Here is a 12,016-nt window from a genome sequence, read left to right as displayed (position 1 = left end):
ATCTAATTATGAGTTAACCGGATCTAACCAGCCCCATTTGTCTTCAGTCTCGCCAGTGAACAGGCCAAAGAATGCCTGCTGGATGCGTGCAGTCACCGGACCACGCTTGCCTTCACCGACCTGGATGCCGTCGACGCTGCGAACCGGGGTGATTTCTGCTGCGGTGCCTGACATAAAGATTTCGTCAGCCAGATACAACGATTCACGCGACAGCGTTTGCTCACGCACTTCAATACCCATGTCGATGGCCAGTTTGATGATGGCGTCACGCGTGATGCCCGGCAGTGCAGAAGAAGTGAACGGCGGTGTGAACAGAATGCCATCTTTCACTTCGAATAAGTTTTCACCCGCACCTTCTGAAATATAGCCATTGGTGTCGAGGGCAATACCTTCCTGATAACCGTGACGGCGCGCTTCGCTACCGACCAACAGTGAAGAAAGATAGTTACCACCCGCTTTAGCGGCGGTTGGCAGCGTGTTTGGCGCAACGCGATTCCAGGAAGAGACCATCGCATCAATGCCGTTCTCCAGCGCTTCAGCGCCCAGATAAGCCCCCACGGGAATGCAGCAATAATCACATCAGTGCTGAAGCCATCTGGCGGGTTCACGCCCAAACCGACGTCACCCACGAATGCCAGCGGACGGATATAGGCGCTTTTCAATTTGTTAACGCGGATAACTTCGCGGCAGGCTTCCATCAACTCGTCAACATTCGGTTTGATTGGAAAACGGTAAATTTTGGCGGAATCGTGCAGACGTTGCATGTGCTCGCGATGGCGGAACACAACCGGTCCGATGTGAGAGTCGTAGCAACGTACGCCTTCAAAAACTGAAGTGCCGTAATGCAACGCGTGAGACATGACGCTAACCTTGGCATCTTCCCACTTAACCATCTCCCCATTGAACCAAATAAAGTCTGCTTTCTTCGTGCTCATTTTTTTATTCCTTTCGCGACTATGCGCGGATTTGTTGTGTTGTCTGTTGTTGAATCTGGACGCACGCGACATCCATCAATTTGCTTAACTGAGAAGACAGTAAATCGACTGAGCGCTGGCTGGCAACGGTCATTTCAATATTAATGTTTTCGGCATTGGCCACTGACGCCATGTTCATGGAACACACCTGGAAACCTCGGTGACGAACTACGCGTAAAATGCGCTCCAATATTTCAGGGCGGAAGCGTGCTTCGATAGACAATTGATGCTGGATCATGCGGTTTTCTCCATCATGTTTGCGTTGCTGGCACCCGGTGGTACCAATGGCCAGACGTTTTCATGCTCATCAATCGCAACATGCAGGAAGTAAGGACCTTCGCTGTTCAGCAGAGCATCAAGTGCGGCGTCGACCTGTTCTTTACGGGTAATACGCTGGCCTGGGATATTAAAGGCGCTCGCCAGTGTAAGAAAATCGGGGTTATCGGACAGATTCGTTTCACTGTAGCGACCATCAAAAAACAGCTGTTGCCACTGGCGAACCATGCCTAAACGTTGGTTATCCAACAACACGATTTTTACCGGCAGCTTGCCGCGTTTGATGGTGCCCAGCTCCTGAATATTCATCATGATGGAGCCATCGCCAGAGACACAGATCACCGTATCTTGCGGACGTGCGACTTGCGCGCCAATGGCGGCTGGCAGCCCAAAACCCATCGTGCCTAGTCCGCTGGACGTAATGAAATTTTCAGGGGCGCTAAAAGACATATGTTGCGCCGACCACATCTGATGCTGTCCGACATCTGTGGTGACTACAGCGTTGGTTGGCTTACGATCGGACAACTGCTTTAACAACAGCGGAGCGTAAATTGCATCACCGGGATGATCGTAACGCCATTCGTGCATTGCCTTGAGGCTTTTTACCTCTTCACGCCATGCATCAATTTGCAGCGGCTGGCTCAGGGCAGGCAACACATGATTCAGGTCAGCTTGCAGAGAAACATGGGCACGGCGCAGTTTATTGAATTCAGCAGGATCAACATCCAAGTGAATCACGCTAGCAAGCGGCGCAAAGGTATCCAGCTTGCCGGTTACGCGATCATCAAAGCGCGCACCTACCGCAATCAGCAAATCACAAGACTGAACAGCCAAGTTAGCGGCTTTGGTTCCATGCATGCCCAGCATACCGAGGTAAACCTCGCTTTCTGCATCTACGCTGCCCAACCCTTTTAATGTGGCAACGGCTGGTATACCAGTTTCTTGTGCCAGCGCACGCAGCGCCGGAACTGCCTGCGCCATGCCAACACCGCCGCCGATATACAGCATCGGTTTCTGTGCCTGCGCCATCATCGCACGCGCTTCAAGGATGGCGTCGTGCGGCAGCGCCAACACTTCTTCAACAGGCAGCAGATGCGGCACGGGTTCACCTTTCGCAATTTGGATATCTTTAGGAATATCAACCAAAACCGGGCCAGGACGGCCAGATTGAGCAATGGCAAACGCTTCAGCCATCACGGAAGGCAGATCATCAAGCGACTCAACCAAAAAGCTGTGTTTGGTGCAGGCCAGGGAAAGGCCTAACACATCAATTTCCTGAAAGGCATCGGTTCCGATGAACGCGGATGAAACCTGCCCGGTGATCGCAACTACAGGAACGGAATCCATCATGGCGTCAGCAAGGCCAGTGATCAGGTTGGTCGCACCCGGACCAGAGGTTGCAATGCAAACACCCGTTTTACCGGTAGAACGCGCATATCCGATTGCAGCCATCACAGCGCCCTGCTCATGCCGGCACAATAGGTGTTCCACGCCGCCGTCATAGAGCGCATCGTATACCGGCATGATTGCGCCGCCGGGATAACCAAATACGGTATCAACGCCCTGCGCGCGTATAGCCTGAACCACCCACTGTGCACCTGTCATCGCTATTCTCCTGTATCCTGAGGGGAACAACAGAATTTTATGCTACTGTTCATTGTTTGTTCCTTGATGATTTGCTGATATTTAGCCTGGCCGAAAAAAACCCCCGGACCTTTCGGTGCGGGGGTTTTTCGAGTTTCAGGCTTGATTTTTAAGCCTTTCTTTCTCCAAGCGTTGCCCCGCACGGTAGGTTAATAATCACCACCACGCTAATCACGACTAGGCTAATCACTTGTAGAAGGGCTTTCATTTTTTGTTCAATTCTTTTACGTGTTCGAAGTAATGCCTACAGAGTTATCATAGTTAGCAGGGTGATGACAATAATTTTCATCAGTTATTTTCATAATTTTGATTTGAGTTATTCGTTATCAAATTGTAATTAAAAGGATATTTGCTGAATGATAAATATTCATCACTTTCCTAACGTTATAATTGATTGGTGCTTTTGCGGGCAGTGTCTCGCTTAGCCGTAATCTCAAGCAAGTGACATAAATTTGCTGTGCAGCATCTCGCGCGTCCACCTTTATCCTTTCGTAATCTCTCCCTTATGTCGTCAGAATCGCTGCAACAAGGAGCGGTTATGTCATTGTCTAAAGTACTTACGCGTGCTGCATTGGGTGTGGAAGCACCATTAGTGACCATTGAAGTGCATATCAGTAATGGTTTGCCTGCATTGACATTAGTTGGCTTACCCGAGACGACGGTAAAAGAAGCCCGGGAGCGGGTTCGTAGCGCCATCATCAACAGCGGTTTTAACTTTCCAGCTAAACGTATCACCATCAATCTGGGCCCAGCCGATTTACCGAAAGAAGGCGGACGCTATGACCTCCCGATGGCAATCGCCATTCTCGTGGCTTCTGAACAGCTTCCTGCCGAGAAATTGACTCAGCATGAGTTTCTGGGAGAGTTAGCTCTTGATGGCGCGCTCTGTCGCGTTCAGGGCGCGATTCCGGCAGCAATGGCGGCGCTTGAAGCGGGTCGTCAACTCATACTCGCTGTGGAGAATCAGGCAGATGTAGGTCTTATCCGCTTGGGTACATCACTGGTTAGCCCGCATCTACTCGATGTCTGCGCTTTTTTGCATAATCAGTGTGAACTAACCGTAGCCGAACCGCAGGATGAAACACCCGAGCATTTTAGCGAAGATTTAAGTGACATCATTGGGCAGGAACAAGGCCGAAGAGCCTTAGAGATTACCGCTGCAGGCGGACATAATTTGATGTTAATTGGCCCGCCCGGTACGGGAAAGACCATGTTGGCCACGCGATTGCCAGGTATTATGCCACCGCTGAGCGATCAGGAAGCACTGGAGTGTGCCGCTATCGCCAGCCTGGCCAACAGCGGTGATCTTCATCAGCAATGGCGTAAAAGGCCATTCAGGTCCCCTCATCATAGCGCTTCGTTGTATGCGTTGATTGGGGGCGGTTCGCTACCTCGTCCAGGCGAAATTTCATTAGCGCACAATGGGGTGCTTTTTTGGATGAACTTCCTGAGTTTGAACGAAAAGTTTTAGACTCATTACGCGAACCGATAGAATCTGGCGAAATCGCCATATCTCGAGCCCGAGCGAAAGTGACCTATCCTGCTCGCTTTCAGCTTATCGCAGCGCTGAATCCTAGCCCAACTGGCCATTACCAAGGCCAACATAATCGCTGCACACCTCAGCAAGTTTTACGGTATCTCAGTAAGCTTTCTGGGCCCTTTCTTGATCGTTTTGATCTCTCGCTTGAAGTCCCTTTATTGCCAAGCGGGATGCTAAGCCAGCAACGTCACGCGGGTGAAACATCTGCAAAAGTACGTGAGCGCGTTTTGTCAGCTCGAGCTGTACAGATTGCGCGTGCAGGAAAAATTAACGCTCATATGAGCAATGCGGATATACAGTGTTGGTGTGACATTCGGAAAGAGGATGCAGAGTGGCTTGAATCTGTACTGAATAAACTGGGCTTATCAGTACGAGCATGGCAACGGCTTTTAAAAGTGGCGCGTACAGTGGCGGATCTGGCAGGAGAAAAGGATATTAACCGAAGCCATTTGCAGGAAGCGCTGAGCTATCGCAGTATTGACAGGTTAATGATTTATCTTCATAAAAGCCTGCAATAAAAAAGGGGCTTTCGCCCCTTTTTTAATCTTCACTGTCGCTGTAATCTTCGACGGTATCCATTTGAGGCTTACCACCCGACAAGGTGTGAAAACGCTTAGGACGCTTGATACGTGCGGTATATTTTGTCCATACACGTTCCGCTTCCGTTTGCGGCTCACGCACACCACGACATACTTCAATAAATAAACGTTCTTCTTCCGTTATCGGTTCACGCTTTGACAAATCAAGTTCGTTAAAAGCGAATCCGTGGCGCTCAAGAAGCTGTGCTTCTTTAATAGTAAAGTCACCGTGACGCGAAAAACCGCGAGGGTAATGTTTGTTATCAAAGAACCGATTTTCTGTTGAGAAGCTTTCCGCCATGTTACACGCTCCTGATTCTCGTATGGCCGTGCTATTTATGGCGCGGAGTATTAGATAGGCTTGACAGAGTGTAAAACAAAACATTTAAATCTATACGACAAACATTTTTTGGGAGAACGCTGTGGATACGGAATTACTGAAAACTTTCCTGGAAGTGAGTAGAACTCGCCATTTCGGGCGCGCTGCAGAAGCACTTTACTTAACGCAATCTGCTGTCAGTTTTCGCATCCGTCAGTTGGAAAATCAGCTTGGTGTAAATCTTTTTACTCGTCACCGCAATAACATACGACTGACTTCAGCTGGCGAACGGTTATTGCCCTATGCCGAGAGTTTGATGAGTACATGGCTCATGGCTAAGAAAGAAGTCTCGCATACTCAGCAGCATCATGAGCTCTCAATTGGGGCCAGCGCCTCGTTATGGGAGGCTTACTTGACGCCCTGGCTGCAGACGCTTTATGAGAATCGTGAAAGTCTTCACCTTGAGGCGCGTGTGGCGCAACGTCATCTTCTGGTTAAGCAACTACATGAGCGTCAACTCGACCTGCTGGTCACCACTGAAGCACCGAAAATGGATGAGCTGACGAGCCAACAGATAGGTCATATCTCATTAGCACTATTCCGTGCGCGTAAAACAGAGAAGCGTGAGAAATACGATTACATTAAGTTGGAATGGGGTGCGGATTTTCATCAGCATGAAAGTTATCTTTCAGGAGGAGATGACGTACCCGTTTTGACTACTACTTCTGCGCACGTCACGCGTGAACTGTTACATACCACCGGCGCCTGTGCGTTTTTGCCTGATTACTGGCACAGCCTTTATAGTGATCTGATGGTTATTCCCGACACACCGATTGCTGTTCGCCCGCTTTATGCGGTGTGGCTGCAAAACAGTGATCAGCAGGCACATATCAAACAGCTCTTAAAATTCCCGGTAATGGTACGCTGACAGATCTTTAGCCTAACAAAGCACTAATTAAGCCCGTTATAAAGTTAACTGGCTTAATTTTTGTTCTTGTCGCTATTTTGGAGGCAAAAAAAACCTTTGCCTAAGCAAAGGTTTTTTCTATTTCTGGCAGGGGCGGAGGGACTCGAACCCCCAACACCCGGTTTTGGAGACCGGTGCTCTACCAATTGAACTACGCCCCTAAATAGGGTGGCGGAACGGACGGGGCTCGAACCCGCGACCCCCTGCGTGACAGGCAGGTATTCTAACCAACTGAACTACCGCTCCACCGATTCTGTACTGCCGCCCGCGCTGCAGGCTGCAGGTGTTTCGCCCCCGCCGCGTCACCCGCGGGGTCACGACCAGCGTGCTGGTCTTAAATTGATGCCTGGCAGTTCCCTACTCTCGCATGGGGAGACCCCACACTACCATCGGCGCTACGGCGTTTCACTTCTGAGTTCGGCATGGGGTCAGGTGGGACCACCGCGCTACAGCCGCCAGGCAAATTCTGTTGTCCCGCGCCGCTTCTGCCGCGCAGGGTTATCCGTCGAACAAGCTGAAAATCTCTGTCTCTACAACCAAAACGCCTCTGGCGTTGTAAGGTTAAGCCTCACGGGTCATTAGTACCGGTTAGCTCAACGCATCGCTGCGCTTACACACCCGGCCTATCAACGTCGTAGTCTTCAACGTCCCTTCAGGACCCTCAAGGGGTCAGGGAAAACTCATCTCGGGGCAAGTTTCGTGCTTAGATGCTTTCAGCACTTATCTTTTCCGCACTTAGCTACCGGGCAGTGCCACTGGCGTGACAACCCGAACACCAGCGGTGCGTTCACTCCGGTCCTCTCGTACTAGGAGCAACCCCCTCAGTTTTCCAGCGCCCACGGCAGATAGGGACCGAACTGTCTCACGACGTTCTAAACCCAGCTCGCGTACCACTTTAAACGGCGAACAGCCGTACCCTTGGGACCTACTTCAGCCCCAGGATGTGATGAGCCGACATCGAGGTGCCAAACACCGCCGTCGATATGAACTCTTGGGCGGTATCAGCCTGTTATCCCCGGAGTACCTTTTATCCGTTGAGCGATGGCCCTTCCATTCAGAACCACCGGATCACTATGACCTGCTTTCGCACCTGCTCGAGCCGTCACTCTCGCAGTCAAGCCAGCTTATGCCATTGCACTAACCTCACGATGTCCGACCGTGATTAGCTGACCTTCGTGCTCCTCCGTTACTCTTTAGGAGGAGACCGCCCCAGTCAAACTACCCACCAGACACTGTCCGCAGCCCGGATTACGGGCCTACGTTAGAACATCAAGCATTAAAGGGTGGTATTTCAAGGTTGGCTCCACGCGGACTGGCGTCCACGCTTCAAAGCCTCCCACCTATCCTACACATCAAGGCTCAAGGTTCAGTGTCAAGCTGTAGTAAAGGTTCACGGGGTCTTTCCGTCTTGCCGCGGGTACACTGCATCTTCACAGCGAGTTCAATTTCACTGAGTCTCGGGTGGAGACAGCCTGGCCATCATTACGCCATTCGTGCAGGTCGGAACTTACCCGACAAGGAATTTCGCTACCTTAGGACCGTTATAGTTACGGCCGCCGTTTACCGGGGCTTCGATCAAGAGCTTCTCCTTGCGGATAACCCCATCAATTAACCTTCCGGCACCGGGCAGGCGTCACACCGTATACGTCCACTTTCGTGTTTGCACAGTGCTGTGTTTTTAATAAACAGTTGCAGCCAGCTGGTATCTTCGACTGGCTTCAGCTCCGGGAGCAAGTCCCTTCACCTACGCGCCAGCGTGCCTTCTCCCGAAGTTACGGCACCATTTTGCCTAGTTCCTTCACCCGAGTTCTCTCAAGCGCCTTGGTATTCTCTACCTGACCACCTGTGTCGGTTTGGGGTACGATTTTGTGTTACCTGATGCTTAGAGGCTTTTCCTGGAAGCAGGGTATCAGTTACTTCAGCACCGTAGTGCCTCGTCATCACGCCTCAGCCTTGAGGCCGTCCGGATTTACCTGGACTGCCAGCCTACACGCTTAAACCGGGACAACCGTCGCCCGGCTAACCTAACCTTCTCCGTCCCCCCTTCGCAGTAACACCAAGTACAGGAATATTAACCTGTTTCCCATCGACTACGCCTTTCGGCCTCGCCTTAGGGGTCGACTCACCCTGCTCCGATTAACGTTGAACAGGAACCCTTGGTCTTCCGGCGAGCGGGCTTTTCACCCGCTTTATCGTTACTTATGTCAGCATTCGCACTTCTGATACCTCCAGCAGACCTCACAGTCCACCTTCGACGGCTTACAGAACGCTCCCCTACCCAACAGCGCTTGCGCGCCGCTGCCGCAGCTTCGGTGCATGGTTTAGCCCCGTTACATCTTCCGCGCAGGCCGACTCGACCAGTGAGCTATTACGCTTTCTTTAAATGATGGCTGCTTCTAAGCCAACATCCTGGCTGTCTGTGCCTTCCCACATCGTTTCCCACTTAACCATGACTTTGGGACCTTAGCTGGCGGTCTGGGTTGTTTCCCTCTTCACGACGGACGTTAGCACCCGCCGTGTGTCTCCCGTGATAACATTCTCCGGTATTCGTAGTTTGCATCGGGTTGGTAAGCCGGGATGGCCCCCTAGCCGAAACAGTGCTCTACCCCCGGAGATGAGTTCACGAGGCGCTACCTAAATAGCTTTCGGGGAGAACCAGCTATCTCCCGGTTTGATTGGCCTTTCACCCCCAGCCACAAGTCATCCGCTAATTTTTCAACATTAGTCGGTTCGGTCCTCCAGTTAGTGTTACCCAACCTTCAACCTGCCCATGGCTAGATCACCGGGTTTCGGGTCTATACCCTGCAACTTAACGCCCAGTTAAGACTCGGTTTCCCTGCGGCTCCCCTATACGGTTAACCTTGCTACAGAATATAAGTCGCTGACCCATTATACAAAAGGTACGCAGTCACCCCATAAAGAGGCTCCCACTGCTTGTACGTACACGGTTTCAGGTTCTGTTTCACTCCCTCGCCGGGGTTCTTTTCGCCTTTCCCTCACGGTACTGGTTCACTATCGGTCAGTCAGGAGTATTTAGCCTTGGAGGATGGTCCCCCCATATTCAGACAGGATACCACGTGTCCCGCCTTACTCATCGAGCTCACAGCTTGTGCACTTTTGTGTACGGGACTATCACCCTGTACCGTCGGACTTTCCAGACCGTTCCACTAATGCACAAGCTGATTCAGGCTCTGGGCTGCTCCCCGTTCGCTCGCCGCTACTGGGGGAATCTCGGTTGATTTCTTTTCCTCTGGGTACTTAGATGTTTCAGTTCCCCAGGTTCGCCTCGCAACACTATGTATTCATGTTGCGATGATGCACTGAGTGCACCGGGTTTCCCCATTCGGACATCGACGGCTGTAGCGGTTCATATCACCTTACCGTCGCTTTACGCAGATTAGCACGTCCTTCATCGCCTCTGACTGCCAGGGCATCCACCGTGTACGCTTAGTCGCTTAACCTCACAACCCACAGGCGTTTTGCAACGCTGCGTGCTGTAAGCATTTGAGAGACTCGAACGCGTCGCCTGTGCACCCCTTATTACGGAGGGATGCGGCGCGCGTCGTTTCAATTTTCAGCTTGTTCCGGATTGTTAAAGAGCAATATCTCAAACACGGCTGAAAAGCCGGCTTTGAGATATTTTGTGGAGACACCTTTCACCTGTCACCAAGCAAGTGGCGTCCCCTAGGGGATTCGAACCCCTGTTACCGCCGTGAAAGGGCAGTGTCCTAACCGCTAGACGAAGGGGACACAAAGGTGTGTCACGACTTCGCAGCCGTCTTGCTCATTACTTTTCTATCAGACAATCTGTGTGAGCACTTCGCGGGAAGGTATCTTCAGGTAAGGAGGTGATCCAACCGCAGGTTCCCCTACGGTTACCTTGTTACGACTTCACCCCAGTCATGAATCACAAAGTGGTAAGCGCCCTCCCGAAGGTTAAGCTACCTACTTCTTTTGCAACCCACTCCCATGGTGTGACGGGCGGTGTGTACAAGGCCCGGGAACGTATTCACCGTGGCATTCTGATCCACGATTACTAGCGATTCCGACTTCACGGAGTCGAGTTGCAGACTCCGATCCGGACTACGACGCACTTTGTGAGGTCCGCTTGCTCTCGCGAGGTCGCTTCTCTTTGTATGCGCCATTGTAGCACGTGTGTAGCCCTACTCGTAAGGGCCATGATGACTTGACGTCATCCCCACCTTCCTCCGGTTTATCACCGGCAGTCTCCTTTGAGTTCCCGACCGAATCGCTGGCAACAAAGGATAAGGGTTGCGCTCGTTGCGGGACTTAACCCAACATTTCACAACACGAGCTGACGACAGCCATGCAGCACCTGTCTCAGAGTTCCCGAAGGCACCAAAGCATCTCTGCTAAGTTCTCTGGATGTCAAGAGTAGGTAAGGTTCTTCGCGTTGCATCGAATTAAACCACATGCTCCACCGCTTGTGCGGGCCCCCGTCAATTCATTTGAGTTTTAACCTTGCGGCCGTACTCCCCAGGCGGTCGACTTAACGCGTTAGCTCCGGAAGCCACGCCTCAAGGGCACAACCTCCAAGTCGACATCGTTTACGGCGTGGACTACCAGGGTATCTAATCCTGTTTGCTCCCCACGCTTTCGCACCTGAGCGTCAGTCTTCGTCCAGGGGGCCGCCTTCGCCACCGGTATTCCTCCAGATCTCTACGCATTTCACCGCTACACCTGGAATTCTACCCCCTCTACGAGACTCAAGCCTGCCAGTTTCAAATGCAGTTCCCGGGTTGAGCCCGGGGATTTCACATCTGACTTAACAGACCGCCTGCGTGCGCTTTACGCCCAGTAATTCCGATTAACGCTTGCACCCTCCGTATTACCGCGGCTGCTGGCACGGAGTTAGCCGGTGCTTCTTCTGCGGGTAACGTCAATCGACGCGGTTATTAACCGCATCGCCTTCCTCCCCGCTGAAAGTACTTTACAACCCGAAGGCCTTCTTCATACACGCGGCATGGCTGCATCAGGCTTGCGCCCATTGTGCAATATTCCCCACTGCTGCCTCCCGTAGGAGTCTGGACCGTGTCTCAGTTCCAGTGTGGCTGGTCATCCTCTCAGACCAGCTAGGGATCGTCGCCTAGGTGGGCCATTACCCCGCCTACTAGCTAATCCCATCTGGGCACATCCGATGGTGTGAGGCCCGAAGGTCCCCCACTTTGGTCTTGCGACGTTATGCGGTATTAGCTACCGTTTCCAGTAGTTATCCCCCTCCATCGGGCAGTTTCCCAGACATTACTCACCCGTCCGCCACTCGTCACCCAGAGAGCAAGCTCTCCTGTGCTACCGTCCGACTTGCATGTGTTAGGCCTGCCGCCAGCGTTCAATCTGAGCCATGATCAAACTCTTCAATTTAAGTTTGATTTGCTTAAACAAGTTAAGCGGTGCTCATCTGTAAAACGTCATAATGAATTTCATTATGTGTTCACTCGTGAGGCTTGATATTTTTTACGTCCTAAGACGCTGATATCCATCCTGCGAGTGCCCACACAGATTGTCTGATAAATTGTTAAAGAGCAGTGCGAACAGCGGCTTAGCCGGTCTGTCGCGAGGGGCGTATAATACGCTTTCCTCCTCAGAGTCAACCTCTTTTTCAGAAGCTTTTCTCCGGCGACCCAGTTTCCTGTGTCTCCTGAACCGCCATCCCGTTGCCGGTTTGCCGTGTCAGTGGAGGCGCATTATAGGGAGTTC

Annotated in this window: 6 protein-coding genes, 3 tRNA genes, 3 rRNA genes and 2 pseudogenes; 3 read left to right on the top strand and 11 right to left on the bottom strand. The window is 51.8% G+C overall.

Annotated elements, in window-relative coordinates; translation table 11 throughout:
• Positions 1-6 precede the first annotated feature (6 nt).
• The 4 genes and pseudogenes from KQP84_RS03715 to ilvL all read right to left on the bottom strand — a co-directional run bounded on the left by KQP84_RS03715 (position 7) and on the right by ilvL (position 3,102).
• Positions 7-935 (bottom strand): annotated as a pseudogene (locus KQP84_RS03715) (branched-chain amino acid transaminase).
• A 19-nt stretch (positions 936-954) separates the two neighbouring features.
• Positions 955-1,212 carry an acetolactate synthase 2 small subunit gene (ilvM, locus tag KQP84_RS03710; protein WP_215845274.1) on the bottom strand — a complete coding sequence of 86 codons (258 nt, stop codon included), beginning with the start codon at positions 1,210-1,212 and terminating at the stop codon, positions 955-957.
• Positions 1,209-2,855, bottom strand: coding sequence for an acetolactate synthase 2 catalytic subunit (gene ilvG / locus KQP84_RS03705; RefSeq protein ID WP_215845273.1), 1,647 nt, complete (start codon positions 2,853-2,855; stop codon positions 1,209-1,211). Before ilvG ends, ilvM begins: the two co-directional genes overlap by 4 nt.
• A 148-nt stretch (positions 2,856-3,003) precedes the next feature.
• Entirely contained in the window at positions 3,004-3,102 is a 99-nt protein-coding gene (ilvL, locus tag KQP84_RS03700) for an ilv operon leader peptide (RefSeq protein ID WP_082097622.1), read from the bottom strand.
• 297 nt (positions 3,103-3,399) lie between these two features.
• Here ilvL and KQP84_RS03695 point away from each other — a divergent pair.
• Positions 3,400-4,538, top strand: a pseudogene (locus tag KQP84_RS03695) (YifB family Mg chelatase-like AAA ATPase); the annotation flags it as partial.
• Positions 4,539-4,604: 66 nt separating this feature from the next.
• Entirely contained in the window at positions 4,605-4,952 is a 348-nt protein-coding gene (locus KQP84_RS26135) for a magnesium chelatase subunit ChlI family protein (protein WP_370661493.1), read from the top strand.
• A gap of 22 nt (positions 4,953-4,974) precedes the next feature.
• On the opposite strand, the gene KQP84_RS03690 is transcribed toward KQP84_RS26135, so the two are convergent.
• Positions 4,975-5,313, bottom strand: a complete 339-nt coding sequence (locus tag KQP84_RS03690) for a MaoP family protein (protein ID WP_215845272.1) — start codon at positions 5,311-5,313, stop codon at positions 4,975-4,977.
• Between the two features lie 121 nt (positions 5,314-5,434).
• On the opposite strand from KQP84_RS03690, the gene hdfR reads away from it, so the two are divergent.
• Positions 5,435-6,259, top strand: coding sequence for an HTH-type transcriptional regulator HdfR (gene hdfR / locus KQP84_RS03685; protein WP_215845271.1), 825 nt, complete (start codon positions 5,435-5,437; stop codon positions 6,257-6,259).
• 124 nt (positions 6,260-6,383) lie between these two features.
• On the opposite strand, the gene KQP84_RS03680 is transcribed toward hdfR, so the two are convergent.
• The 6 genes from KQP84_RS03680 to KQP84_RS03655 form a co-directional block, all read right to left on the bottom strand.
• A tRNA-Trp gene (locus KQP84_RS03680) sits at positions 6,384-6,459 on the bottom strand.
• Positions 6,460-6,467: 8 nt separating this feature from the next.
• A tRNA-Asp gene (locus KQP84_RS03675) sits at positions 6,468-6,544 on the bottom strand.
• A 98-nt stretch (positions 6,545-6,642) separates the two neighbouring features.
• Positions 6,643-6,758 (bottom strand): 5S ribosomal RNA (gene rrf / locus KQP84_RS03670).
• A 97-nt stretch (positions 6,759-6,855) separates the two neighbouring features.
• Positions 6,856-9,759: ribosomal RNA gene (locus tag KQP84_RS03665) — 23S ribosomal RNA — on the bottom strand.
• Positions 9,760-9,973: 214 nt separating this feature from the next.
• A tRNA-Glu gene (locus tag KQP84_RS03660) sits at positions 9,974-10,048 on the bottom strand.
• A gap of 91 nt (positions 10,049-10,139) precedes the next feature.
• Positions 10,140-11,680 (bottom strand): 16S ribosomal RNA (locus tag KQP84_RS03655).
• Together the 16S, 23S and 5S rRNA genes with 3 tRNA genes alongside form the textbook arrangement of a ribosomal RNA operon.
• Positions 11,681-12,016: the final 336 nt, after the last annotated feature.

Origin of the sequence: Candidatus Pantoea bituminis, from assembly GCF_018842675.1 — a bacterium.
In the GTDB taxonomy this organism is placed as follows: domain Bacteria; phylum Pseudomonadota; class Gammaproteobacteria; order Enterobacterales; family Enterobacteriaceae; genus Pantoea; species Pantoea phytostimulans.
The sequence above is the reverse complement of the archived record's forward strand: the minus strand, read 5'-3'. Positions and strand labels throughout refer to the sequence as shown.

Excerpts from the sequence above, each read along its gene's own strand:
- ilvM (WP_215845274.1), bottom strand. The coding sequence starts at position 1,212 with ATGATCCAGCATCAATTGTCTATCGAAGCACGCTTCCGCCCTGAAATA.
- KQP84_RS26135 (WP_370661493.1), top strand. The coding sequence starts at position 4,605 with ATGCTAAGCCAGCAACGTCACGCGGGTGAAACATCTGCAAAAGTACGT.
- ilvL (WP_082097622.1), bottom strand. The coding sequence starts at position 3,102 with ATGAAAGCCCTTCTACAAGTGATTAGCCTAGTCGTGATTAGCGTGGTG.
- KQP84_RS03690 (WP_215845272.1), bottom strand. The coding sequence starts at position 5,313 with ATGGCGGAAAGCTTCTCAACAGAAAATCGGTTCTTTGATAACAAACAT.
- ilvG (WP_215845273.1), bottom strand. The coding sequence starts at position 2,855 with ATGACAGGTGCACAGTGGGTGGTTCAGGCTATACGCGCGCAGGGCGTT.